22 protein-coding genes are annotated in these 25,529 nt (G+C 70.3%); 14 read left to right on the forward strand and 8 right to left on the reverse strand.

Features of this window, described 5'->3' with window-relative positions:
• Positions 1–58: 58 nt before the first annotated feature.
• Positions 59–2,428: a helix-turn-helix transcriptional regulator gene (locus ABCR83_RS08645; RefSeq protein WP_462694266.1), complete on the forward strand. Its 2,370-nt coding sequence runs from the start codon at positions 59–61 to the stop codon at positions 2,426–2,428.
• Between the two features lie 73 nt (positions 2,429–2,501).
• On the opposite strand, the gene ABCR83_RS08650 is transcribed toward ABCR83_RS08645, so the two are convergent.
• The 5 genes from ABCR83_RS08650 to ABCR83_RS08670 form a co-directional block, all read right to left on the reverse strand.
• Entirely contained in the window at positions 2,502–2,996 is a 495-nt protein-coding gene (locus ABCR83_RS08650) for a hypothetical protein (protein WP_462694267.1), read from the reverse strand.
• Between the two features lie 62 nt (positions 2,997–3,058).
• Positions 3,059–4,267: an FAD-dependent oxidoreductase gene (locus ABCR83_RS08655; RefSeq protein ID WP_462694268.1), complete on the reverse strand. Its 1,209-nt coding sequence runs from the start codon at positions 4,265–4,267 to the stop codon at positions 3,059–3,061.
• Between the two features lie 84 nt (positions 4,268–4,351).
• On the reverse strand, positions 4,352–5,377 hold the full coding sequence (locus ABCR83_RS08660) for a 3-oxoacyl-ACP synthase III family protein (protein WP_462694269.1): 1,026 nt from the start codon (positions 5,375–5,377) through the stop codon (positions 4,352–4,354).
• A complete protein-coding gene (locus tag ABCR83_RS08665) occupies positions 5,374–6,045 on the reverse strand; it encodes an SRPBCC family protein (protein ID WP_462694270.1) in 672 nt (223 codons plus the stop codon). The genes ABCR83_RS08660 and ABCR83_RS08665 overlap by 4 nt, the downstream gene beginning before the upstream one ends.
• Before the next feature lie 331 nt (positions 6,046–6,376).
• Positions 6,377–8,110: a thiamine pyrophosphate-binding protein gene (locus ABCR83_RS08670; RefSeq protein ID WP_462694271.1), complete on the reverse strand. Its 1,734-nt coding sequence runs from the start codon at positions 8,108–8,110 to the stop codon at positions 6,377–6,379.
• 192 nt (positions 8,111–8,302) lie between these two features.
• Between ABCR83_RS08670 and ABCR83_RS08675 the strand changes: the two genes are divergently transcribed.
• From ABCR83_RS08675 to ABCR83_RS08735, 13 genes are all read left to right on the forward strand, one after another.
• The gene (locus tag ABCR83_RS08675) at positions 8,303–8,554 is read left to right on the forward strand and encodes an acyl carrier protein (RefSeq protein ID WP_462694272.1); all 252 of its coding nucleotides are present in this window, start codon (positions 8,303–8,305) and stop codon (positions 8,552–8,554) included.
• Positions 8,551–9,444 carry a class I SAM-dependent methyltransferase gene (locus ABCR83_RS08680; RefSeq protein WP_462694273.1) on the forward strand — a complete coding sequence of 298 codons (894 nt, stop codon included), beginning with the start codon at positions 8,551–8,553 and terminating at the stop codon, positions 9,442–9,444. Before ABCR83_RS08675 ends, ABCR83_RS08680 begins: the two co-directional genes overlap by 4 nt.
• Positions 9,445–10,770: an NAD(P)/FAD-dependent oxidoreductase gene (locus tag ABCR83_RS08685; protein WP_462694274.1), complete on the forward strand. Its 1,326-nt coding sequence runs from the start codon at positions 9,445–9,447 to the stop codon at positions 10,768–10,770.
• Positions 10,767–11,783: an SDR family oxidoreductase gene (locus ABCR83_RS08690; protein WP_462694275.1), complete on the forward strand. Its 1,017-nt coding sequence runs from the start codon at positions 10,767–10,769 to the stop codon at positions 11,781–11,783. Before ABCR83_RS08685 ends, ABCR83_RS08690 begins: the two co-directional genes overlap by 4 nt.
• A 21-nt stretch (positions 11,784–11,804) precedes the next feature.
• Positions 11,805–12,719 (forward strand): SDR family NAD(P)-dependent oxidoreductase, encoded by a 915-nt coding sequence (locus ABCR83_RS08695; RefSeq protein WP_462694276.1) that lies wholly within the window; start codon positions 11,805–11,807, stop codon positions 12,717–12,719.
• A gap of 71 nt (positions 12,720–12,790) precedes the next feature.
• On the forward strand, positions 12,791–14,263 hold the full coding sequence (locus ABCR83_RS08700; protein WP_462694277.1) for an MFS transporter: 1,473 nt from the start codon (positions 12,791–12,793) through the stop codon (positions 14,261–14,263).
• Between the two features lie 50 nt (positions 14,264–14,313).
• A complete protein-coding gene (locus ABCR83_RS08705) occupies positions 14,314–15,324 on the forward strand; it encodes an acyl-CoA desaturase (RefSeq protein ID WP_462694278.1) in 1,011 nt (336 codons plus the stop codon).
• Positions 15,325–15,326: 2 nt separating this feature from the next.
• A complete protein-coding gene (locus tag ABCR83_RS08710) occupies positions 15,327–16,973 on the forward strand; it encodes an AMP-binding protein (RefSeq protein ID WP_462694279.1) in 1,647 nt (548 codons plus the stop codon).
• A gap of 36 nt (positions 16,974–17,009) precedes the next feature.
• Positions 17,010–18,110 carry a pyridoxal phosphate-dependent aminotransferase gene (locus tag ABCR83_RS08715; RefSeq protein ID WP_462694280.1) on the forward strand — a complete coding sequence of 367 codons (1,101 nt, stop codon included), beginning with the start codon at positions 17,010–17,012 and terminating at the stop codon, positions 18,108–18,110.
• A 60-nt stretch (positions 18,111–18,170) separates the two neighbouring features.
• Complete coding sequence (locus tag ABCR83_RS08720) at positions 18,171–18,812, forward strand: hemerythrin domain-containing protein (protein ID WP_462694281.1); 642 nt, start codon at positions 18,171–18,173, stop codon at positions 18,810–18,812.
• Positions 18,813–18,972: 160 nt separating this feature from the next.
• A complete protein-coding gene (locus tag ABCR83_RS08725) occupies positions 18,973–19,635 on the forward strand; it encodes a DUF6875 domain-containing protein (protein WP_462694282.1) in 663 nt (220 codons plus the stop codon).
• Between the two features lie 73 nt (positions 19,636–19,708).
• Positions 19,709–20,710, forward strand: a complete 1,002-nt coding sequence (locus ABCR83_RS08730) for a beta-ketoacyl-ACP synthase III (protein WP_462694283.1) — start codon at positions 19,709–19,711, stop codon at positions 20,708–20,710.
• 246 nt (positions 20,711–20,956) lie between these two features.
• Positions 20,957–21,391: a helix-turn-helix domain-containing protein gene (locus tag ABCR83_RS08735; RefSeq protein ID WP_462694284.1), complete on the forward strand. Its 435-nt coding sequence runs from the start codon at positions 20,957–20,959 to the stop codon at positions 21,389–21,391.
• On the opposite strand, the gene ABCR83_RS08740 is transcribed toward ABCR83_RS08735, so the two are convergent.
• The 3 genes from ABCR83_RS08740 to ABCR83_RS08750 all read right to left on the reverse strand — a co-directional run bounded on the left by ABCR83_RS08740 (position 21,377) and on the right by ABCR83_RS08750 (position 25,148).
• Positions 21,377–23,470, reverse strand: a complete 2,094-nt coding sequence (locus ABCR83_RS08740) for a SpoIIE family protein phosphatase (RefSeq protein WP_462694285.1) — start codon at positions 23,468–23,470, stop codon at positions 21,377–21,379. The genes ABCR83_RS08735 and ABCR83_RS08740 overlap by 15 nt on opposite strands.
• 164 nt (positions 23,471–23,634) lie before the next feature.
• Positions 23,635–24,072, reverse strand: a complete 438-nt coding sequence (locus ABCR83_RS08745; protein WP_462694286.1) for an ATP-binding protein — start codon at positions 24,070–24,072, stop codon at positions 23,635–23,637.
• Between the two features lie 422 nt (positions 24,073–24,494).
• A complete protein-coding gene (locus tag ABCR83_RS08750) occupies positions 24,495–25,148 on the reverse strand; it encodes a DUF4360 domain-containing protein (protein ID WP_462694287.1) in 654 nt (217 codons plus the stop codon).
• Positions 25,149–25,529: the final 381 nt, after the last annotated feature.

The raw sequence follows: 25,529 nt of genomic DNA on the forward strand, positions 1-25,529 counted from the left end.
GCCACGGCGCGTACGAGCCGGTTGGGGACGTTTCGAGCACACCATCTGGAGGGCTGAAATGTTTGCGTCAGAGCAGGAGTTCGGCGTTGCGACCCCGGCCGCACCGGAGGGCGGCAGCATGTTCCCGGCACCGGAACCGGCAGGCGGCCGCCCGATGGCGGCCGGGTTCGGCAGGCTCCACGGCCGACGGGATGAACTCGCCCTGCTCACCAAGGTGTTGGCCGATCCCCAAGAGCGACTGATCACGCTGACCGGGTTCGCCGGGGTGGGCAAGAGCCATCTGGCCCATGCGGCACTGACCGGGCCGGCCCGGCGCGGCACCACCCCCCTCCGGTGGACGGATCTCGCCGACTCCGCCGACGGCGGGGCCATCTGGTCGAGCGTCGGCGCCGATACCGCGAGCGGGGCCGCGGAGCTGATCGGATCACAGCAGCTGCTGCTCGTGCTGGACAACGGCGACCCGGTGGCCGCGGGCGTCGCCCTGGACCTCGCCGTCCTGCTCGGAGCCTGTCCACGACTGAAGATCCTGGTCACCAGCCGGGTGGCGCTGGACATCCGCGCCGAACGCGTCCTGTTGGTGGAGCCGCTGCCCACCGGCGCCGGGTCACCGGCCGAGGAGCTCTTCACCGATCGGGTGAGTCCCCACTACCGTGCCGGACTGGACAGCAGCCAGGGGCAGTGCGCGGTGACCGACCTCTGCCGGGAGCTCGACGGGATTCCGCTGGCCATCGAGATGGCCGCGGAGGCCGTCGGCACCGCGGGCCCGCACGCCGTACTGGAGAGGCTGCGCAGGGGTGAACGCATCGGCCGGCGCAGGCTGCGGGACGTGCCCGCCCGGCACCACAGCATCGCCGGCGCGCTGGGCTGGGCCGCACCGGGGCCGAGTGCCGCGGACCGGGAACTCCTCTGCGATCTCGCCCTGTTCGAGGCACCGGTCGGGCTGGCGGAGGCGCAACGGGCGGCCGGTACCGGCCGGGCGGACGCGGTGGCCGGGATCGAGTCCCTCGTCCGCCAGAGCCTGTTGCTCAGTGGATCCGGCCACGGTGGAGAGCCGGAGTTCAGGCTGCCGCGGATGGCGCGCGCCTGCTATCACCAAGAGCTCGCGGGAGACCCCGCCAGGCTGGTCAGGGCGCTCGACCGGCACGCCGGCCACTGCGCCGCCTTCGCCGCCGACATCGCGGACGGGCTGCGCTCCGGGCGTGACACGGGACAGCTGCTGTCGGCCGTCGAGGCCCGGCTGCCCGATCTGCGCAAGGCCATCCGCCATCTGTGCTCGCGCGGCGACCATGCGGAGGTGCTGCGCCTGCTGACCGCGCTGGAAGGTCCCCTGCTCGGCAACGGACTCGCGGTGGACGTGGTCGACATCATGGAGCAGTCCGCCGTCGCGTGTCCCCCGCGGGCCGACGGCGCACTGGTCGCCGGGGCACTGATGGCCGTCGCCCGCTGGGCGCTGGACCGGGGGGAGCACCCGCGTGCGGAGGCGGCACTCGGCCGGGCGGCCGTCGCCGCCGAACTCCCGGGCGTACGCGCGAGGGTGTCCGCACTCACCGGCGAACTGCTGCGCCGCAGGGGCGAGACGACCGCTGCCGCCGCGCTGCTCGAATCCGCTCTCCGGGAACTCGACATCGTCGGGGATGTCTACGGCGCGGCCGCGGCCCGCAGATCGCAGTCGCTGCTGCGGGCGCAGCACGGCCACCCGGACGCGGAGGGGCCGCTGCTGCGGGCCCTGGCCGAGTTGCCCCCGGGGCCTGCCGAGCCGCTCGCGGGGCCGGCCGGGGCGGACGACTTCTGGCGCGACCCCTGGCCACCGGCCGTGGTCCGGGCCTCCGTGCTCAACGCGCTCGCGCGGGTTCGGCTGCTGCTCGGCCGGACTCCGGAGGCCTACCGGAACGTCCGTGAGTCGATCCAGCGGCTCATGGCCACCAGCGCCCCCACCGAGGTGGCCGAGGCCCTGGAGACCATGGTGGTGATCTCCGCGGGGCCGGGGGACGAGGCGCAACAGCAGGCGGTGGCCCGGATGCTGGTCCACGCCGAGGGCATTCGCCAACAGCACGGTCTGGTCTCCGACGAGAGTGTGGCGCTGCGGACGGTGGCCGACCGGCTGCACAGCAGCCTCGGTCCTGCCGTGCTGCACCGGCTGCGGTTCGGGGCCCGGCAGATCTCCTTGCACGACGCCCTGATCGCGGGACTGTTCGCGCCGGTGCCCCGGGCGGAGCCGGCCAAACCGGCCGGCGCCCCGCATGGACTCACGCCGCGGCAGTACGAGATCGCCCAGCTGGTCGCCGAGGGGATGACCAACCGTCAGATCGGCAGCCGGCTGGGCATCTCGGAGTGGACCGTGACCAACCATCTGCGGGTGGTGATGCAGAAGTTGGAGTGCGGCTCACGGGTGCTTGTGGTGCGTACCCTGCAGCAGGCCGGGCGGTGAGTGCCGCGTCGGGGTCCGGCTGTGCGCACAGCCGGACCCCGGCGTGGCGTTCAGCGTCCGGTCGTCGCCGCCGTCAGAAGACGATCGGGCCGGGCGTCTGCTTCGACACGGCCTTGCAGGTGTTGTCGGTGCCCAGAATCCGGAGGGCCAGTGAGGCGTCGGTGGAACCCGCTGCCGGGATGTAGGAGTCGAGACTGTCGCCCGCGGACACCGGGGCGTTCAGCGGGCCGATGGTCACGGGCTGTCCGGCGGCCGCGGCCTGGTTGGCGGTGCCGGTGAAGGCCACCGTGCCGCCGCTGTCGCGCGCCAGGCGCAGCGTGGCGGTGATGGAGTCGGCGGGGATGTCCGCCGGGGCCAGGCCCCCGCTGGTGGAAACCTTGACGGAGCCGACGCCGTTCGCGGCCGAGGCCTCGATCGTCAGGTCGGTGACACCGTAGCTGCCGCAGTCGTACCTCGCCGTCACGATCTGGCCGGCGGCCGGGGCCGCGGCGGACGGAGTGGCCAGGGCGACACCGCCGAGCAGCAGGGCGCCCGTGGCGACGGTGGCAGCTTTGGCTATATGACGCATACTCAATTCCCTTGGGTGAGTGGTCGGCTGAGGAGAACGAGCGGCTCGGTCGGCCGCTCGAGTCATGAGGGGGCACGGCCGGCGGCCATGCCCCGGGAATCGTCCGCGGTCGGCGGATACCAGTCGGTGAATCCGCAGAAGCCGCGCAGCAGCAGTCCCGGGACGGCCGTGGAAGCGGCTCTCACCATCGCGTCCCGGGTGGCGACGGCTGCTCGGGAGTGCAGAGAGGTCAGTTTGAGGATCCGCTCCGCGCGGCGCGCCATGGCGGTCGTACGAGGCCTGCGATCGCGGTCGTAGGCGGCGAGCGCGGTGCGGAGATCCCTTCCCGGCACGGCGTGATGGGCGAGGACCACGCCGTCCTCGATCGCCAGGCCGACGCCCTGGCACAGGATCGGGGCCATGGCGTGCGCCGCGTCCCCCAAGAGCGTGGTGCGGCCCCGGTGGAACGAGGTGAGCGGCACGGCCAGGTGGTAGACGTCATGGCGCAGGATCTCGTCCTCGCCGACCGACTCGATCAAGGTGGGCACCGGGTCGTGCCAGTGCCCGAACCTCCTGAGCAGTTCCGCCTTCTCCCCGTCGGGGGAACGCCCGCCTTCCTCGGTGGCGGCACAGGCGTAGCTGAACACGCTGTCCCGGTCCTGGATCAGGGTGCCCCACACCTGGCCGCTGCCCCAGGACCGGTGCGGCAGGACATCGGGGCCCGGCGCGGGGGCCCGGATGCACCAGGCGGTCCAGCCGCCGTACTTGGGGACGGGGTGGCGGGGGAAGAGGATGTCGCGCGAGGCCGAGTTGATGCCGTCGGCGGCGACCACGAGATCCGCCTCGCGCATCCCCTGCGGGGTGGCGACCCGGGCCTTGTGCTCCGCCGAGCCGCTGCTGGTGAGAAACGCCGCCTGCCCGGTGCGTACGGCGTCCGCGGGCAGCCGGTCGACGATCAGGTCGACCAGGTCGCGGTGGCGCAGGACGGCCAGAGGTACGCCGAACCGGGCGACGAGGACGGACCTGCTCCCGGTGCGGGCCAGCGGACGGCCCCGCGGATCGCGCATCGAGCCGTCGCCGCGCCACGTCGCCAGGGCGGTGACCGCGTCGCCGAGGCCGAGGGCGCCCAGCGCATGCTGTGCGTTGGGGGCCAGGACCAGGGCGGCACCGCGCGGAGCCAGGGTGGGGGCACGCTCCAGGACGGTGATGTGCCAGCCACGTCTGTATAAGGCCAGCGCGGCGGTCAGGCCACCGACACCGGCGCCTATGACGACGGCTTGGGGACGGGACATGGCCTCTCCTTGTGAGCGGGGTCGACTGCCCTGACACCTGGGCCGGCGGGCGGAACCGGGCCGGACCGCCCGCCGGCCGGCCGGTCACCCGGGTGTGCCTCGTGCCCGCCAGTGCACGGCCGCGGCTCCCGCGAGGTCTCCGGCGTGGGCGAATCCCGCCAGCATGAGCAGACTGCCGTCCTTGACCCGGCCCTCCCGGATCCCATGGTCGAGCGTGATGGGGACGGCCGCGCCGAAGAGGTTTCCGAACCGGTCGAAGGTGTCCAGGTGGCGGTCCGGTCCGATGGAGAGCCGCTCCTGCCACTGCTTCAGGAACATCCGGTTGGGCTGGTTGGTGATCAGCAGATCCAGGTCGTCGGACTTGAGGTCCAGCCGCTCGCAGACCCGGTTGACCACCTCGGGCACCAGCCGGTTGCCGCGCTCGGCGATGTCCGAGACCCTGCCGGGGGTGAATCCGACGTGCATCTGGCTGGTCCCCGCCTCCCAGTACTTGCGCCCGTCGTGGAGGGCGAGACCGCAGTCCCGGGTGTACTCGCCGTGGTTGGCGACCTCGATGCCGAGCACCGGGGATTCGCCGGACGCCGCCACATAGGCGGCCCCGCAGCCGTCACCGGGGATGACCGCCTCGGGAAGCCTGCGGACATCGGGCTGGGTCATGACCGGGCCCGCGCAGTTCTGGACGTTGAACAACAGCGCGGACCCGGCCTGGCCCGTACCGATCAGCACCCGGGCCAGCCGGAGCATATGGATGAAGGAGGCACAGCCTCCGTTGTGGGCGTCGAGCACCCAGTCGGCCTTGATGCCGAGCCGGTGGGCGACTTCGGCCCCCGGCCCGGTGAACGGCACTTCGGGGAGCAGCGAGTTGGTGATCACCACATCGACGCCGCGGACCGCGTCTCCGCCGATGCGGTCCCGCAGGGTGAGCCCCGCCTTCTCCATCATGTCCGCGGGCGTCTCGTCCCTGGACACATGGTGCCGGTGGCGCGGTGCCTTGAACATGGCGTGACCGGCCAACTCCCCGGACTTTTCCTGATGTTCGAGGAAGTACTCGGTACCCACCGGCTCTCCGGGGAGGTAGGAAGCGAGTTCGAGCAGGCTTACAGCTCTCATGCGTTGGCGCTTCCGTGCCGGAGTTCGAGGATCTTCTTCAGGTTGTCGATCTCCACCTGGTGGCCGGCGTAGAAGAGGGGCCACATGTCACCGACCCATGGGCGCTCCGGGCTGGAGGCCAGCTCGGGGTGGGGGTTGTTGTCGTAGTACGGGTGGCGGCAGTTGGTCCAGATGACGACCGAGCCGGGTTTGCCCAGTACGGTCTCCGCCGAGATGATCCGGTGGATGTAGACCATCCACAGTTCCTCGCCCTGGTCCCAGGCACACTTCATGTCCACGGTGAGTGCGTCGGGGTTGCCCTCGATCCGCAGGAATATCTTGGTCTCGTCATCGAGGAGGGTGTCGCGGCCCTGGTAGAGACCGGGGGTGGCGGTGGGTGCGAAGTCACGGGTGCTGTAGGTGTATTCGTTGAGGTTGCGCTCGTCGGTGAGGTAGTCGTAGACGGTCCGAGGCGGCGCGTCGATGTACTGATGCACGGTCACGAATTTCCCGTACACCTCGTCATAGGTGAACGACTCCTTGGTCATCTGGCCGGCCAGCACCAGCGCCTCCTCGCGCGGCGTGGTCTCCCAGCGCAGCAGCCCGGGTACGTCCTTGAGGTCGGCGGGGACCGGGTCCGGAGCGACATAGTCCGCGGCCGGGTTCGGGTTCGTCATGGCGGTGGTCATCAGTTCTCCTTTGTGGATACCCCCGGTTTCAGCCGGGGGAGGAAAAAGGCTTTCCGCGTAGCGGGGCAGGGAGCGGTGATTCGCCGCCAGGGCGGATCGCCATAACTACCCGTCTACGGACTGTTGTAGGATCGGCTCGCTTCGGGCGGGCGACAGCCAAGTCCGCCCGGGGCCTACCGCCGGGCCGGCGGGATGTCAGGTCTGTGGAGCCTGGGTAAGACCGTGGGCGGTACACCGTCCCTTCGCTGGTAACCCCAGGCGGCAATGGGCTGCGAAACAGAAAGCTCGACCCGTGAGGGAAGAATCCCCCCTGCTTCAGCTGGGGGAGAAGTCAACCTGGGACTACTCCTTGGCTGATGAATCGATTCCTTCCGACGGCCACGGCGTGCTGTTGGAAGGGGCGGAACGGGGGGAGTTCGGCGGGGTCGACCTCGATACAGATCAGCGAGGGCGACCGGGTGGCACCGGCTCGGTCCAGGGCGGCCCGCAGCTCATCCGCGGTCCGGGCGGTCACCGCGTCCAGGCCGGGGAACAGGGCGGCGGCGCCGTCGCCGATCCGGGCCGGGCGGAACAGGTTGTAGGAGTAGTCGCCCGAGTAGAACAGCTGCTCCCGGGTGCGGCACATGCCGTGCGCGTTGTTGTTGAAGATGACGAAGGTCACCGGAAGCCGGTGCTCGATCGCGGTGTGCACCTCCATGCCGTGCATAAAGAACGCCCCGTCGCCGGCGAGTACGCAACTGCGCCTGCCGGTCGCGAACGCGGCGCCGATTCCGGCGCCGAAGCTGTGCCCCATGCCGCCCATGCCCATGGCGACGATGAACCGGCCGCCGGCGGGCACACCGACATGGTGGACCGCGACGGCGCCGGTGTTGCCCGCGTCACTGACCACCGTGGACCGTTCGGGCAGTGCGGCGCCGATGACCAGTGCGGCGGTGCGCATGTCGAGTGGATCCGCCGGCGCGGGGACACTGGGCGGCGGTGCGCCGTACGATGGCGACTGCGACGTCCGTTCCCCAGCTCTTGGCTGCCTGGCGGTCAACTCCTGTGCCAACAGCGTCATTTCCGTCGGCACCGGCCCGGTGAGGCGAACCAGGTCCTCGCGCGGTTCCAGGAACGGCGGACGGGGGTCGATGCAGATCACCGGCACGCCTTTGAGGTGGTCGTGCAGTCCGGCCCCCGCCATCTGGGGCAGCCGGGTACCGGCGAGGAGCACGGCGGACGCCTGCTCCAGAGCCTCCTGCACATCTGGGCGCCCGATGACTCCGGCCACGCCCAGATAGTGCGGATCTCTTTCGTCGAAGACATCCTTGGCATCCGGCGCCACCGCGACCTTGGCACCCAAGGCCTGGGCGAGCCCGGCCAGTTGGGGACGCGCGTCGGCCCTTGCCACCGCTTCGCCCGCGATCACCACCACGCCCTGCCGCTCCCCGGCGGTGGCCAGCAGGCCCGCCGCCCGCTCGCGTTCGGCAGCGGAGGACAGCGCCGGGACGGTGAGCGCGAGCGGCCCGGGCGGGTCCCAGGGGGGGATCACGGTCTGCTGCACATCTTTGGGAAGCAACAGTACGGAGGGGCCGGGAGCCCCGGGATCCAGCGCCGCCGCGAGGGCGCGCGGCAGCGACTCCGTGATGGATTCCGGGTCCTCGACGCGTACGCAGTGCACGGCGATCTCGCCGAACAGCCGCTCGGCGTCGATCGAGCCGACCTGGCCGCTGGTCTCCTGGAACGAGCCGTGCCCGTCCAGGAAGGTGGGCGGCTGCCCGATCAGCACCAGGGCCGGTACATACGAGGCCCTGAGTTCGGCGATTCCGGGGACCAGGTTCATGGCCCCGGCGCCCGAAGTCGCCGCGATCACCGGTATGCGCTGCGAGGCGCGATGATATCCGTCCGCCATGGCGGCGGCGGAGAACTCGTGTTTGGCGACGACGCCGAGCGGGCCGGCCGCCACCTGCTGGATGGCATCGTAGAGGTCTTCGATATTGGCGCCACCAACCCCGAAGACATGACCGATCCGCTGCCGGCACAGAAAATCGACAATGAAGTCGACCACGCGGAATTGGCTTCTCATTGACCGTCCCTCTGCTCAGGCGGTGGTGCCAGCCATTGCAGCCTTTCCGCCCGCACCGGACAAGTGGCACATCCATGTCACCCGGGGCCGCCCCGGCCATGGCAGGAAGATGCCAGGCCGCCCTGTCATGTGCCGTTCCGGCCACCGGAGTTACATTCCCCGGACATCGCCCTACCGGAAGGAAGAACCATCGTGATCACCGTTGACACCGTGTGCGCCCTCATACAGAAGAAGCTCGGCAACAAGGCCGCCGGCCTGACGCTCCACGCCGATACGGCTTTCGACTCGGTGGGCCTTTCGAGCCTGCAGATCGCCGACATCGTCTATACGGTCGAGGACGAAGCGGACATTGAACTCGACCCGAGCCAGGCCGCGAATGTGAAGACCGTCGGCGACCTGGTCAAGCTGGTCGAGGCCACCCGGTCCGCCAGTGCCGCGGCATGAGCGTCACCACCTACCGGGGCGCCACGGCCGAGGCGATCAGGCATCACTACGACCTCTCCAATGACTTCTACCGCCTGTGGCTGGACGACTCGCTCACCTACACCTGTGCTCTGTGGGAGGGTTCGGATGCCGAACCGGCCGGAGTCCAGGATGGTTTGGAGGCCGCACAGACCCGAAAGCTGGACCACCTCATCGAGGGGGCCAGGGCGGGCGGTGCCGGGCGCGTCCTCGATGTGGGCTGCGGCTGGGGAAGCCTGCTGAAGCGGCTGACCGGGCAGCACGGCGTGCGGCACGCGGTGGGTCTCACGCTCAGCGACAGCCAGGCCGAGCTGGTCAGGGCGGCCAGGCTGCCGCGCACCGAGGTCCGGGTGGAGAACTGGCTCGATCACGAGCCGGACAAGGGATACGACGCGATCATCTCGATCGGCGCGTTCGAGCACTTCGCCAGGACCGGACTGTCCAGGGCCGAACGGATCGCGGCCTACCGGCAGTTCTTCGAGCGCTGCTGTGAATGGCTGCCCGCACACGGCCGTGTTGCCCTGCAGACCAACGTCAAGGGCAACAACACGGTCATGGACAAGGCCACGGTGCGTGAACTCATGTTCATCATCGAGACCATCTTCCCGGAGTCCGAGATACCGGCGCTCTCCGAGGTGGTCGAATCGAGCGAGAGACTCTTCGACATCGTGTCGCTGCGCAACGACCCGGACCACTACAGCCGGACCTGCGCGGAATGGCTGCGGCGGCTGCAGAAGAACCGGGAAGCGGCAGTACGCATCTCCGGCGAGGAGAACGTCCGCAACTACGAGAACTATCTGGGTGCGAGCGTCAGGCACTTCAAGAATCGCCACCTGGGGCTGTCGAGAATCATTCTCGAAAAGGGGCGCTGAGTGAGCACGCGAAAGCACGTCGTCTACTGGCACGAGACGGAATCCAGCACGGACGAACCCTCTTTGCGGGAAGACGTGGACTGCGATGTGGCCATAGTCGGAGGCGGATACACCGGACTCTGGACGGCGTACTTCCTCAAGGAGGCCGAACCCGCGCTCGACATCCGCATCGTCGAGGCGAAGCACTCGGGCTACGGTGCGTCGGGCCGGGCGGACGGTTTCATCACGCCGACCATCGGCAAGGACATCCAGGCCCTGGTCGAGGAGTTCGGCACCCGTCGCACTCGGGAGGCCTCGCAGGCGGTGGGGCGATCCATCCTGGAGATCGGCCGCTTCACCCGCCGCAACAAGATCGACGCCGAGTACGAGGCCAACGACTACCTGATGGTGGCCACCGACCGGGCCCAGCTGCGCCGGTTGCGCGCGGACCGGGAGCTCGCCACGACGATCGCCGGCCGGGAGCAGCCCGAGCTGCTGTCGGGCGGTCAGGCCCGGGAACTGATCGGCTCACCCGCAATCCTGGGCGCCATGCGCACCGGCGGTGCGCTGGTCAACCCGTTCAAGCTGGCCCGGGGCGTGGCCCGGGTCGTCAAGGAGCGGGGGGTGACCGTCTATGACAACACCCCGGTCCTGCGCGTCGATCCGGGCGTCCGGCCGAAGGTCGTCACCCCCGGAGGGCGGATCACCGCCGACAAGGTGGTCATCGCCGCCAACGCGCACCAGTTCACCTTTGAGCCGTTCCGCAACAAGACCGTGCCCATCTGGAGTTACGCGATGGTGAGCGAACCGCTCTCCGACGAGCAGCTGGGCCGGATCGCCTGGGCGGGCCGCGAAGGACTCGTCGAGGCGAAGACCTTCCTCACCTGTGCCCGGTTCACCGCGGACAACCGGCTGTTGTGGGCCGGCGGCCCCGCCCTGTACTTCTACGGGCGGGACATGCGCCGCCGCCGCATGAACGACCAGCGGGCCTATCGGGAACTGCACAAGGAGTTCGGGCGGTTCTTCCCGATGTGGAGGGACCTCAGGTTCACTTACGCCTACGGCGGTACGGTGGACGTCACCCGCGACTACGCCCCGCACTTCGGGTCACTGCCCGGTGGCAATGTCTTCTACGGCTACGGCTTCAACGGCAACGGCATCGCGGCCACCCACACCGGCGGCAAGGTGCTGCGCGACCTCGTCCTCGGCAAGGACTCCGAGTACTCGCGGCTGCTGTATGTGGACGACGAGCACCGCAAGCAGCGGGACTTCCCGCCGGAACCACTGCTGTACACCGGCGCTCGCATCACGACCCGTCTGATGGAGTGGAAGGAGTCCCGGCGATGAGCGAGCGACGCACCGTACTGCTGACCGGCGCCTCCGGCGTGGTGGGCCGGGCCATCCTGCGGGAGGCGCCGGGCCGGCCGGTCCGGCTGGTCCCGATGGCCCGGCAGGGCGGCGCCACTCTCCCCGCCGATGCCGGGCAGGTGCTCGACGCCGACCTGGCCGAGCCGCGCTTCGGTCTCGACGAGGAGAGCTACCTGGCGCTGGCCCGCGATGTCGACACCGTCATCCACTCGGCCGGACTGACCGAGTGGGGACTGCCGGACGAGCGCTACAAACCGGTGAACGTCGACGGCACCCGCCGGGTGATCGAGTTCGCCGAACTCTCCGGCGCCTCCGTCCACTTCATCAGCACCGCCTTTGTGGCAGCCCTCGCGGCGAGCGCCCCGCACCGGCTCAGCGACACCAATGTCACCACCAACTATGTGCGCTCCAAGCTCCGTTCCGAACAGCTGTTGCGCGACAGCGGGCTGCCGCACACGGTGTTCCGGCCGACGAACCTGATCGGCGACTCGGCGACCGGCTGGACCTCCCGGGGCCAGATAGTGCAGCTCATGTCCGACTGGATCTGCCGGGGCCGGGCACCCTTCATCCCGGTGCACCAGGGCAACCGGATCGACATCGTGCCGCAGGACCTGCTGGCCAAGGCGGTGCTCCGCGCCGTGGAACTCGGCGAAGAATCCGGTGAGTTCTGGGTGACGTACGGCGGTGCGGCCATGGACATGGAGGCCGCCATCGAGGTGTGCGTCAAGCACGCGGCCGGCCTCGGCCGGACCTTCACCCCGCCGAAGGTCGTCGAACCCGACGACCTCGACCCCGAGGAACTGCGCCGGCTGCCTCCGCCGGCCCGCTCCTATCTGTCCGTATTGCGCGATGTCAGCGAAGTGACCCGGTGCAGCGGCGGGGTACTGCCCACCTCCATGCCGGAACTGCGCGAACGCTATGCGGTCCCCCACGTCCAGGACACGGACGCCTACCGGCGGACTCTTGAGTACGCCTCCGCCCACCTCGGCTAGAAATCCGGAAAGGACACGCGCGTGAACGAGGAGTGGAAGCCCCCGCGGCTCGACGGGACCGTCGCCGTGGTCACCGGCGCCAGCCGGGGCGTGGGGCGCGGAATCGCCCTCGCCCTGGGCAGCGCGGGCGCAACGGTGTACGTCACCGGGCGAAGCAGCCGTACCGGGGGCCGCACCGAGGGCCTGCCCGGCACGATCGAGGACACCGCGGACGAGGTCACCGCCCGCGGCGGCACCGGAGTCGCGATGTGCTGCGACCACCGGTCGACGGACGACAACCAGGCGCTGGCCGACCGGGTCCGGTCCGAGCACGGCAGGCTCGACCTGCTGGTGAACAACGCCTGGGCCGGCTACGAGCGTTCCGGCGAGATACGGTTCGACGCCCCCTACTGGGACCAGCCGATGTGGCGTTACGAGCTGTGCGAGGGTTCGCTGCGCGCCCAGTACGACGTCACCCGGCTGCTCACCCCGCTGATGATCCAGCGGAGGAGCGGATTGATCGTCGGCATAGGTTTCACCGACGGCGACACCTATCTCGGCCAGGCGGCGTACGACGTTTTCAAGTCCGCCGGTGATCGGCTCAGCAAGGCGTTCGCGGCGGATCTGCGCAAGAAGAAGATCACCGCCCTCTCCCTGCATCCCGGCTTCGTCCGCACCGAGCGGGTCGAGGCGGCCTGGGAGGCGCTGGGTGACGGGCCGGCCGCGGTCGTCCACTCGCCCGAGTACGTCGGCCGTGCGATCACCCATCTCGCCGCGGATCCCGAGGTGCTGAGCCGCTCGGGCCGGATCCTGCGCACCGGTGATCTGGCCGACGAGTACGGCTTTGGCGACATCGACGGACGGCGGCTGCCCGCCTTCCGCCTGGAGGGCCGGATGAGCCTTGCCACCCGCATGGACCGGCTGAACCGGGTCGTCGGCCAGGCCGGAACCGTCTGATCCAACAGGTGCGGCACCACCCGAGTCGGCAGCCCCGCACAGCACGGCGAACAGGAGACAGGAGAAGGAATATGGGCAGGGGAACCACCTGGTCCGCCGCTGAACCCGTATCCGGCGCGGCATCCAAGGCGGCAGGGCTCGCGCTGGCGGTGACCTGCGGCGCGCAGTTCATGGTCATCATCGACGACACGGTGGTGTCCATGGCGCTGCCGACGATCCGCACCACCCTCGGCTTCGACCGGGCCTCGCTGGCCTGGGTCGTCGATGCCTACATGCTGCTGTTCGGCGGCTTCCTGGTGCTCGGGGGCCGCTGCGCGGACCTGTTCGGCAGGCGGCGGATGTTCCTCACCGGCCTCGGGGTCTTCACGGCGGCCTCGCTCGCCTGTGGCCTGGCCGGATCGCCCGAAGTGCTGATCGTGGCACGCGGCGCCCAGGGATTCGGCGCGGCACTGCTCAGCCCGGCCGCGCTCTCCATCCTGATCACCGTGTTCACCGAGGCGAAGGAACGGCGCAAAGCCCTGGGCATCTGGGGCGGGCTCACCGGGATCTCGGGGGTCTCCGGTGTGCTGCTCGGCGGGGTCATCACCGATCTCGTCTCCTGGCGCTGGGTGTTCTTCGTCAACATCCCGGTCGGCGTGCTGCTGTTCGTCCTTGCGCTGCGGCCCGTGCTCGCCGACCGCGGGGACGGCCCGGGCAGGCGGCCCGCGACGGACGGCACCGGAGCGGTACTCATCACCGGTGCACTGCTGCTGCTCGTCTACACGGTGATCAGCACCAACCACCGCCCCTGGGGATCCGCCGCCACCGTGGCCGGTCTGCTGGGTTCCGGTGCGCTGCTGGCGGCCTTCACCCTCCGGGAGCACCGTGCTCCGGAGCCGCTGATCCGCCTGGGCATCTTCGCCAGCCGGCAGATCTCCACGGCCAACGCAATCATGCTGCTCGCCGCCTCGGGGCTGTATGGGATCTTCTTCTTCCTGACCCAGTACATGCAGAACCTCCAGGACTGGTCCCCGTTACGCGCCGGAGTGTCCTGGGCGCCGTTCGGCGTCACCATGGCGGCCTTCTCCGGGATCGCGATCCAGTTGCTGCCCAGGGTCGGCAGCCGCGTCCTGTGCCTGACCGGGCTGGGCTCGGCCACCGCCGGACTCGCGCTGCTGCTCGGGTCCCCGGTCAGCGCCTCGTATGTCTCCGACATCCTGCCCACCCTGCTGCTCTGTGCGGCCGGGTACGGCCTGGCCATGGTGCCCCTGGTGGTGGCGGCCGTCAGCGGGGTGCCGAAGTCCGACTCGGGGGCCGCCTCCGGAGTCCTCAACACCGGCCAGCAGATCGGTGGCGCCATCGGCCTCGCGGTCCTGGCCACCCTGGCCGGCAGCCGGCTCCGCGAGAAGACCGCGGCCGGCGCGGCGGTGCCGGACGCCCTGCTGGCGAGCTTCCACTCGGCGTTCCTCGTCGGGACCGTGCTCACCGGATGTGCCGCGGTCCTCTCGCTGGCGCTCCCCGCACTGCGCACCGAATTCGATCCGGAAACGACCTCGGGCGTCTGACGCCGAAAGGCGCTGACACCGGGACTCAACGATACGAAGGGAAGAGGGGATTGGACGGCAAGGAACACCGCTTCTATATGCTCGCGGCCTCCCTGGTGCCACTGTTCGCACTCGCGGCAGCCATGGTGCTGGCCTGGAACCACATCTTCGGCTGGACCGATGTGCTGGTCACGCTGGTCATGTACGTCATTTCGGGAATCGGCATCTCCACCGGCTATCACCGGATGCTGACCCACCGCTCGTTCGAGACATACAAGCCGATACGGGTGGCACTTGCCACGGCCGGCGTGCTCGCCGGGCAGGGCCCGCCGATCATCTGGGCGGCCCACCATCGCAAGCACCACCGCGTCGCCGACAAGGAGGGCGACCCCCACAGCCCGCACCTGGGCTTCGAACCCGGCTTCAAGGGCGCGGCCGCCGGCATCTGGCACGCCCACCTGGGCTGGCTCTTCGACGAAGGGCTCAGTTCCGACCCCATCCGCTACTGCCCCGACCTGGTCAGGGAGAAGCCGCTGCGCTGGCTCAGTGAGAACTTCGTGGCCGTCGTCGCCGTCGGTGTCCTGCTGCCGGGCCTGATGGCCTTGGCCATCACCGGTGGCTCGGTCCAGGCGCTGCTGACCGGCATGCTGTGGGGGGGACTTGTGCGGATCTTCCTCATCAACCACATGACCTATGCCGTGAACTCGATCGGCCACTACTTCGGCCGACGCCGCTTCGCCACCACGGATCACTCCCGCAACGTCGCCTGGCTGGCCCTGCCCTCCTTCGGTGAGGCCTGGCACAACAACCACCACGCCTTTCCCCGGTCCGCCCGGCACGGCATGAAGTGGTACGAGGTCGACCTCTCCGCGATCTTCATCTGGAGCCTGGAGCGCACCCGGCTGGCCTGGAAGGTCATCCGGATCGACGCCGAGCGGATGACGATGCGCGAGGCCGGGGTCAGCCGGGTCAGCGGCAGCAAGCTCAGCCAGGAGGAACTCCTGGTCAGTCAGCAGCGGATCGTCCCCATGGCGGAACGCTCGCACGGCGGATCCGACCTCTCCCTCGTGGATGTGGAGTGACCATGGCAACCACCGGCACCGGGCTCTGGGATCTCCTGCTGCGGAACGAATCCCATGGAGTCCTGCACCACTGGCAGGACGACGGCTTCGGCCACGTCCCCTGGCGCGAGGTCGTCGCCGACGCACACGGCATGGCCTCGACCCTTCGCGCCGCCGGGGTGCGTCCCGGCAGCCGGGTCGCCACCGTGCTGACCAACTCGGCGCACACCCTGCGCGGACTCCTCGCCGTCTGGCTGGCCGGCGGCGCCGTCGCCTCGTTCCCGCTGCCGGCCCGCGGCCAGACCCCCGAGGAATACAGCAGGCGGCTGAGCGTACTCACCGACCAGCTCGACCCCACGGTGCTGCTGATCGACGAGAACCTGGAGCCGCTGGTGCCCGTGGCACTCGCCGCGCAGCTCCCGGTGCTCAACTGGACGTCGCTGTACGGCAGTGGAAGCGTCGACCCGGCGCCGCCCGGCGCCGAGGAGACCGCCTTCATCCAGTACTCATCGGGCAGCACCAGCCTGCCCAAAGGCTGTGCACTCAGCACCCGGGCCATCGGCACCCAGCTGCGCATGCTGCACGAGATGACGGGCGGGCGGCCGGGCGCCGAGACGATCGCTTCCTGGCTGCCGCTCTCACACGACATGGGAATCTTCGGCACCACGCTCCACGCCTGGGCGTTCGACCACGACTTGGTCCTGTCGTCGCCCGAGCGCTTCGGCATGGCGCCGCGCACCTGGTTCCGCGACATGTCCGAGTTCGGCGCCACCATGACGGCGGGCACCAACACCGCCCTGCACCTCGCCGCCCGGGCCCAGGGCAGAACGCAGCTGCCCCGGCAACTCGCCCTGAATGTCTGTGTGATCGGAGCGGAGCGGGTCGACGGGGAGACCCTCGAGGCCACGGCGGCGGCGTTCCGCACCTCGGGCCTGTCCGACACGGCGTTCATGCCCGCGTACGGGATGGCCGAGGCGACCCTGGCGGTTTCCTGCACTCCACTGGCGGCGGCTCCGGTCACCCGCAGCTTCGACGGGCCGGCCCTGCTCGACGGCGAGATCGTCGAGGTCTCCGAGGGCGCGCCGGGCGCCACCCGGCTGGTCTCCAACGGGCCGCCGCTGCCCGGTGTCACGGTGCGCACCCAGCGGCCGGGCCGGGTCTCGGAACTCCGGGTCTCCTCGCCCAGCCTGGCCACCGGCTATTACGGAGACCCGGAGCGCACCGCCGAGCGCTTCCATGACGGGGCGCTGCACACCGGAGACTTGGGGTTCGTCCACGACGGCGAGGTGTATTTCGTCGGCCGGGCCGACGACCTGATCTCCGTGGGCGGACGCAATGTCTACACCAGCGAGATCGAATCGGCGGTCGAGGCGATGGGACCGGTGCGCAAGGGCTGCTCGGCGCTGGTCGACATCACCGGCAGCGGTCCCGCCAAGCTGGTCCTGCTCCTCGAACCCAAGCGCAGGAGCGACGACTTCCGGCTCATCGCCGACCAGGCCGCCACCGTGGCCAGGGAGAAGTCCGGCATCGCGCTCGCCGAGTGCGTCTTCGTGGAGCGCGGCCATCTGCCCAGAACGCCGAGCGGCAAGATCCAGCGCTTCCGCTGCCGCGCGCTGCTCGGCGAGGAGGCCGGCCGGCTGCGGACCATAGCCCGCGTTCAACTCGGCTGAGCTGCGCGGTCGGCACCGTTCGAGAAAGGATTCACCATGCCCCAGGGCCAGGTTCCATCGCCGGGCTTCTTCGCCGACACCGAGATCATCGGCAAGGAGGACCACCTCCGACTGCATCTCAACGAGAACCCCTACGGTCCGCCGCCCGGCACCGTGGACGCCGTGCGGGCGGAGGCGGCGAGCTACCTCAATCGCTATCCCGACAGCGAATGCAGGGAACTCCGCACAAGGCTGGCCGCCCACTTCCGGGTCGCACCCGACCTGGTCGCGGTCGGCAATGGCACCGATGAACTGGTGCTGGTCGCCTCGATGACGTTTTTGCGCGAGCCCGGCACATCCGTCGTCACCACGGCCACCACCTTCCCCGGCTATGCGGCGTCCGCCGCGGCCGTGGGAGCGCGGGCCCGCACCGTTCCGCTGCGCGACGCTTCGATCCCGGTCGACGGGATCGCGGCCGAGATGGCCCGGGGCGCCGCCCTCGCCTTCGTCTGCAACCCGCTGAACCCCACCGGCGCGGTGCTCGGCCGCCCAGCCGTCATGGGGCTGATCGGCGCCGCCGAGCGCAGTGGAACGGTCCTCGTTTTCGACGAGGCGTACATGGATTTCGCGGGCCCGGTCCATGAGTTCGCACTCGAGGCGGTACGTGAGGGCCGCCGGGTGCTGGTGATGCGTACCTTCTCCAAGGCGTGGGGACTCGCCTCGGTACGTGTGGGATGCGCCATCGGCCCCAGGGATCTGATCGACCGGATCAACGCCACCGCGGGCGCGCTGCCCTTCAACGTCAACCGGCCGGCCCAGCGGGCCGCGCTGCGGGCGCTGGAGCAGCCCGAGCACATCGAGCGGGTACGTGCGGACAACGCCAGGGCCCGGGAACTGCTGTGCAAGTCGCTGGACGCACTGGACATCGAGTACGCCCCCTCCGCCTCGAACTTTGTGATGGTGAAGGTGCCGGGCGAGGGGACGGCACCGGGCGACAGCGTGCGGTTCACGGCCAGGCTCGCGGCTGAGTACCGCATCTTGGTACGCAATCTCGATGCCCTTGGACTGCCCGGGTATCTGCGGATATCGGTGGGGACCGTGGGCGAGGTGGAGCGTCTGGCCACGGCCCTCACGGAACTGCTCGAGCGGTGCCGATAGGACTCTTCTCCGGGCAGGATTGCCACGCCACTTCGCAGTCGATTCCGTAGGGAGCCACTCATGGACGAGTCCACCGTCGAACTGCCCCAGGGGCACCGGACGATGCTGCTGGCCCATCGGGCCATGGTGCGCGATCTCGACCGGACCGCCCGGACCGCCGAGCAGCTGTCCCGGACATCCGATGCCGAACGGGCCACCGCACTGCGGGAGTACGCGGACATGCTCTTCCAGGTGATCGCGCACCACCACGAGGGCGAGGACGACTTCCTCTGGCCGCGGCTGCGTGAGCACGGGGCGGACCAGGAGGCGCTGGCCCTGATGACCGCCGAGCACGAAGAGCTGGCGAAGGTGCTGCACCTCTGGCACGAGGCGAGCAAGCGGCTCGGCACGGACGACGGGGCCGCGGCCGAACTGGCCACGCGCACCCGGGAGGTGCGCGAGCGACTCGCCGTGCACGCGGGGGACGAGGAGCGGGAGTTGGCCGGCCGGCTCGCCCCGGCCCTGGACAGCCGGATCTGGAAGGGCTTCGCGGCCCATATGCGCAAGACGGCCCCCGGCTGGACGTTGCGCTTCATGCCGGCCTGGCTGCTGTCCGTGGCCGGCCCTGGGGAGCAGGGCGGCGTCCCGGCGGCACCGATCGGGCGGCTGTTCAGCGGCTGGCTGGCCAAGACCCAGCGTGCCGCCTTCGGCGAGAACTACTGACTCCACCGCGTCGGCGCCGAGCACTGAACCGACGATCACCGAACCGACACAACCAAACCGCCACCAGCTGAACCGCCGAATCGCCGAGTCACCTCGACTCCCGTACGAGAGGGGCGAGTCCGGGGGGCGGTTCAGTGCGTCCCAAAAACGGAGGGAACCCATGAGTCGGTCAGGACCGGCCGTTGCGTCGCAACAGGAGAGCGAGGGCACGGCGGGCCACCCGGCCACCTCGCCCCTTGACCTGGGGCGGCTGTGGATAGAGGAGTTCATCACCCGGCCGCACCAGAGCATCAACCGGGACGGCCCGGTCTGCCCGTTCGTCGAATCGTCGATGAAGGCGCAGAGCTTTCTGCTGAAGGAGTGGCAGGTCGATCCGGGTATCGACGCCGACGGCCTGGTGCAGCTGGTGCACCGGATGGCCCAGCGCTTCGAGACCATTCGGTGGGAGGGCCGCAACCGCATACTGCACACGCTGGTCCTGGTCCTGACGGGGCTCCCCGAGGAGCACCACCACCTGCTCGACGAGGCGCACAGGCTGGCGAAGCCCCAACTGGTGGGCCGCGGGCTGATGCTGGCACAGTTCCACCCGGGCTGCGACGAACGGGCCGCGCGCAACCCGGAGTTCCAGGTGTCGCGCGCACCGGTCCCGATGCTGGCCATGCGCCGGATGGCCTTCCACGACGTGCTGTTCCTCGGCTCGGACCCGGAGTGGTTCGCCGCCTACGAGGAGCGGTACGGGGGCAGGCACGAGCGGGGTTCGGTGTCCGACCCCCTGTTCGCCGAGACCTTCGCCGAGGCACGGGAAAAGTGGGGCGGCGCATGAGCACCGCCGGCGGTGCCGGGACGCCGCGGCCGGGCCGGCAGCCGCGCACCGATGGGACGGGGCGGCGAAGGGGATGAAGCCGGAACTCATCACCTCACAGGGTGCCCGGTTCGCACGGATAGCGGGCCTGGGAACGTACCGGCCCCGCCGGGTCGTCGACAACGAGGAGGCCTGCCGTCTCATCGACTCGTCGGACGACTGGATCCGCTCGCGAACGGGGATCGTGGCCCGGCGCTGGGCCGGGCCCGAGGAGACCTTGGCCGTGATGGCCGAGGAGGCCGCGGCCAAGGCCGTCGCGGCGGCGGGCATCACTCCGGCCGATGTCACCTGTGTGATCGCCGCGACCTTCACCCACCTCAAACAGACTCCGGCCGTCGCCACGGAGATCGCACACCGCATCGGTGCAAAGGGCGCGGCGGCCTTCGACCTGTCGGCAGGCTGTGCGGGATTCGCGCATGGCGTGGTGCTCGCGGCGGACACGGTCCGCAGCCGCGGCGGCCATGTCCTGGTCGTCGGAGTGGAGCGCATGACCGATCTGCTGAATCTCCGGGACCGTTCGACTGCCTTCATCTTCGGGGATGGTGCGGGTGCCGTGCTGATCGGCCCCTCCGCGACTCCCGCCATCGGCCCGGCGGTCTGGGGAGCGGACGGCTCGCAGGCGGACGCGATCGAACAGACCGCCCCCTGGGATGTGCTCAGGGAGACGCCCGGCCATGAGTTCCCCTGGATGCGGCAAGAGGGCCAGCGGGTCTTCCGGTGGGCCGTCTATGAGATGTCCAAAGTGGCCGCCCGGGCCCTCGATGCCGCGGGCGTGTCACCGGCCGACCTCGATGTCTTCATTCCGCACCAGGCCAATGTCCGCATCATCGATGCGATGGTGAAGAGGATCGGCCTGCCGGAGAGGGTGTCGGTGGCCAAGGACATCGTCACGGCCGGCAACACATCGGGAGCTTCCATCCCCCTCGCCATGGATGCGATGCTCTCGTCGGGCCAGGCGAGTTCGGGTGACACGGCTCTGCTGCTCGGATATGGGGCGGGGCTCTCGTATGCGGCGGTCGTTGCCACGCTGCCGTGACGCGGGACCGGACAGCGGCACTCACAGCACCCCCGTAACCGTGAGCGACCGCCGCCCGCGCCACCGCGGACGTTAACCATGGGCACGGGCACATTGCAACTTGCTGCAACCCCAGTGCAATCCAATGCGCCAAAACTTGACCCTGACCTGGCCCAATCATTGATCAAGAAGCTAGAGTCCTCCGGTCGGAACACGACCGCGCCCAAGGCCGCGCGGTGACTTGGGGGGAAAGGCCGGTGAGTGCCGATGAGTGAGGCGGCAGGGCCGAAGCCGCGCACCCGGGCCCTGGACGAGCGGATCCACACGGCGAAGTCCGACATCGCCAGACGGCTGCGGTACATACGACAACACCATCCGGACGGCCCCTTCACCCTGGACGGCCTGGCCGCGCGGGCCGGGGTGTCCAAGCGGACGCTGTCCCACGCCGAGTCCGCCGACGGCTCGAACCTCACCCTGGAGACACTGCTCAAGGTCTGCCAGAGCCTGGACATCCCCCGGGACGCCTACTTCCTCGACGAGCAGATCTTCAACCAGGTGAACGCGGAACTGGCGGCCGGGGCCGGCCGGCCGAGCGCCGGGACGGACCGGGCGCCCGCACCGGGTGTGGACCGGCTGTCCTGCCTCCTCGGGGACATCCTGGAATCGGCCACTCGGGCACAGCACGAATTACGGGATCTGTGACGACCCGACCTCCGCGATCAGCAGGGCGACATCGTCCTGGTCATTGCCCGCGCGCAGCGTCGACAGCAGCAGATCACAGGTCTCCTCCAGCGCGAGCGGCGGCCGGTCGAGGAGGTCGACGAGCGCCCGCAGGCGCTCGTCGATGGCCTGGTCCCGGGTCTCCACCAGGCCATCGGTGTAGAGGACCAGCCGGTCACCGGCGGCCAGTTCCAGGGCGACGCTCTCAAAGGGGACGCCGCCCACCCCGAGGGGCGCTCCGGTGGGCAGCTCGAGCAGCAGCGGACGCTGTCCGGGGCGCAGTCGGACCGGCGGCAGATGGCCGGCGTTCGCGGCCAGGCAGCTGCCGTCGCGGGAGTCGTAGACGGCGTAGAAGCAGGTGGCGATCATCTGGCCCAGACCGATGGCGGCCCGGTCGAGGTGGTGCAGCACCCGGGCGGGGTCGAGGCCGAGGCCGGAGAGGGTACGGGCGGAGGTGCGCAGCTGGCCCATGGCGGCGGCGGCCGGGATGCCGCTGCCCATGACGTCGCCGACGACCAGGGCGCTTCTGCCCTCGGACTGCGGGATGACATCGAACCAGTCGCCGCCGACCTGTCCGGCGGCACCGGCGGGCTGGTAGCGGTAGGCGACCTGCAGACCGGCCGAGCCGGCCGGCCGCTGGGGCAGCAGGCTGCGCTGGAGGGTGAGGGCGGTGGCGCGTTCGCGCTGGTAGGAGCGGGCGTTGTCGATGCAGACGGCGGCCCGGGCGGCGAGTTCGCCGGCCAGCACGACATCGTCCTCGCCGAAGGGCCGCGGGTTGTCGGTGCGCTTGAGGTCGAGGGCGCCGAGCACCTCGCCCCTGGCGATCAGGGGCACGGCGACATAGGAGCGCAGTCCGGCGCGGGCGAGCACCGTGGCGGCGGCCTGGTCGCGGGCGATGCGCGGCAGGTCGGGGGCACTGACGTGGGGCAGATGGACCGGACGGCCGGTGCTCACGCACCGGGTGATCAGCCGGTCGTCGTCGTATTTGGCTATCTGCCCCGGTGAGTCGGCGGCCCGGGCCGCTTCGCCGGCGCCGGGGGTGTCCGCCGAGGCCATGGCGAGCGCCCGGAACACGGCGGCCTGTCCGGTGGACGGAGCGGGCGCGTGGTTGCCCTCCAGAACGGTGTCGAGGATGTCGACGGCGGCGACGTCGGCCAGGCCGGGCACCACGACCTGGGCGAGCTCCCGGGCGGTCTGGTCCAGGTCGAGCGTGGTGCCGATGAGCACCGAGGCGTCGGCGATCAGCTTCAGCCTGCGGCGGGCCTCGGCGGCGGCGCGGTCGGCGCGGTACCGGTCGGTGACGTCCACCACGGAGGCGGCCAGGCCGAGGACATGCCGGGCGGGGTCCTCCAGCCGGTAGTAGGAGACCAGGCGGGCCCGTTCCTCGGACTCGTCGCCGGTGCGGCCGACGGTGAACTGGTCCAGCAGGGGGACGCCGGTGGCCAGCACCTCGTTCATGGCGGTCTCGATCGTGTCCACGTCCGCGAGCGGCACGACGTCACGGACCCGGCGGCCGAGGTGCTTCTCCGCGGGCAGGTTGTGGATCCGTTCGAGGGCCGGGTTGACCATGACGTACCGCAGCTCGGAGTCGAGGACGGCGAGTCCGATGGGCGATTTGGCCACCAGCTGGAGCGAGAGGGCCAGGTCCCGTTCGATGTCGCGCAGGAGCTCCAGGTCGGTGGCGATGCCGAGGGCGTAGAGCTTGCCGTGCTGGTCCTCGAGGCGCATGTTGCGGAGCTCGACCTGGCGGGTGTGGCCGTCCTTGTGCCGGATGGGGAAGACACCGGCCCAGCTCTCGCCCTCGCCCATCACGGTGGCGAAGAGGTCCAGGACCACTCCGAGGTTCTCCTCCGCGACCAGCAGCCGGGCGGCGTACTGGCCCAGGGCGTCGTCGGTGGTCCAGCCGAAGAGGTCTTCGGCCTGCGGGCTCCACAGCACGATGCGGCCGTCCTGGTCCAGCACCACGGCGGCCACGCTGAGCACGTCGAGCAGGCCGCCGGGCTCGTACGGGGCGTCGCCGGACGGATCGGGATCCGACCGGAATGCTTCGGTGGCGCCCATGCGAGGTCCTCCCTGCGCCCGGGCCGGGGATCCGGGGGCCGCGCGGCGGAGCCGCTTGTGTCACGGCCCCGGGAAGCGCAGTACCGGCGTCCTCCTGACGCGGTAGGCCGCGGCGACGTCTTCCATCGTCCCTCCGAACCCGTGCACCGCGCAGCCCGCGGCGGTCACCGGGCCGGGGCCGCCGGGAGGGGCAGGGCGAACCACACGGTCTTCCCGGCGGCGGACACATGGTGTCCCCATTGGTCGGCGATCTGCTCCACGAGCCACATGCCGCGCCCGTTCTCGCTGTCCGGACCGGCCCGGCCGCACTGCGGCAGGCTGCCGCCGGCGTCGGTGACCTGGGCGATCAGCTGGGCGGGGGTGCGGGCGAGGGCGAGTTCGACATCCCCCGAGCCGTCGGGGACGTGCACGATGGCGTTGGTGACCAGCTCCGACAGCAGCAGCGCGGCGTCCGGCGCCAGCTCGTCCAGCCCCCATTCGGCCAGCCAGCGCTCGGCGAACCGGCGGGCGGCGGCCACCGACCGGAGCGAGGGCGGCAGCGAGACCGCGCGGGACGGCGGAGCGGTGGGCAGGGCCGCCCGGCGGGCGGGCGGGCTGTGCATGCACACGGGCACCCCCCGGCCCCACTGTCCGAGGAGTCGCCGGGGGTGGACCGGCCATCCGGCCGGCGGATCCGGGGCGTCGGTGATGGCGTCGGCCGTATGCGAGGAACTCACGGTGTCGCGGCTGAATGCAGGCATCTGGCTCTGTGCGATCGGGGGGCGCGAAGGGCGCCGGTGGCGTGCGGCCCTTGCGGGCCACGGGCTTCGCTGTGGCTTCCCCACATTCGCTCGGTTTCCGCCAAAGGTCTATACCCTATCGGTCACCGCGACCGTGCGGAGCGCTATGTCCGCAGGCAGCGGCGGTTGAAGGCAGCATAAAGTCCGGGTGAAGTTCAGCTGAGAGCCCTCGGACGCGCCCCAACGGGCCCGCCATCGCGGCCGGGCCCGCCGGGCAGGTGTTGCTGCGAGGGTGCGGGCCGGGCCTACCTCTTGGGGCACTCCTTCCAGGCCAGGTGGTAGATGGTGTTGATGCTGCCGTCGGTCGAGTCCATGGTCATGAAGCTGGTGGTCCTCGACGGGTCCGAGGTGCCCGCGTCCACCCGCACCTCGGTGTTGATGTTGAAGTTCCGCAGCTCACCACAGGGCGCCCAGACCAGCTCGCCCACCGGAACGGTGTCGTTCGCCTGCCAGTTGTCGCCGTACGGGCCCGCGTAGTAGTGGCTGCTCGGCACCGTCTGGGACGACCCCTGGAAGTAGTACGAGGCCTTCTCCTCGCCTCTCGCCCCCCTCTCCAGGTGCGCATAGCCCCGGTAGTCGGCGCTGGCGATGGCGTAGGTGTAGCCCTGCGGTACGTGCACGATCAGATTGAGCTGGCAGTTCTTGCGGAAGTCGGTCGGCTTCGAGCCCACGCCGACCTGGGCGAGGTACTCGCTGTAGGTGACGGTGAAGGCGGTGTTGTCGGGCGAGACCGCGACCGCGGCGGTACCCGGCCGACAGCCCGATCCATTGACGGTCGCGACGTCGATCACGATCTTGTCGGGCGGCGGGTTGGTGATGACCGACGACGGGCTCTGCGTGGCGAACCCCGAAGCGAATAACGCCGTGATCGCACCGGCTGTGACAAGGCCACCGGGCATGATTCTCCAATCGGTTGTCTTCGGGCGGCCGGGGCAGCCCGAGGGGACGAAGGCTCGACCCTGTGCCGCGGGCCGGCCGGTGACCGCCCCCGATGCGCGAGGGCCGGATGGATTGCCGATCCGGTCAACACGGGGTCCCCCTGAAGCGGAAGGGGTGGGCCGACAGCATGTCGGCCTGCCGGCCTGAGCGTTGAGGATGCGAGATGCCGGGCCGGCCGCGGAGTCCGCTCAGCGGCATAAATGCCGCATGGTCATGACAACGGCCGGGACCCGGAAGACGGGAGCGTTCGAATGATAGGGAGCGGCAGGGGGGTTGGCTAGGGGGTGGCTGACGGATCGGTACGGACCCCTTGGACGGGCCCGCCCGGGCGAATCGCGGAA

Source organism: Streptomyces xingningensis (genome assembly GCF_054957865.1).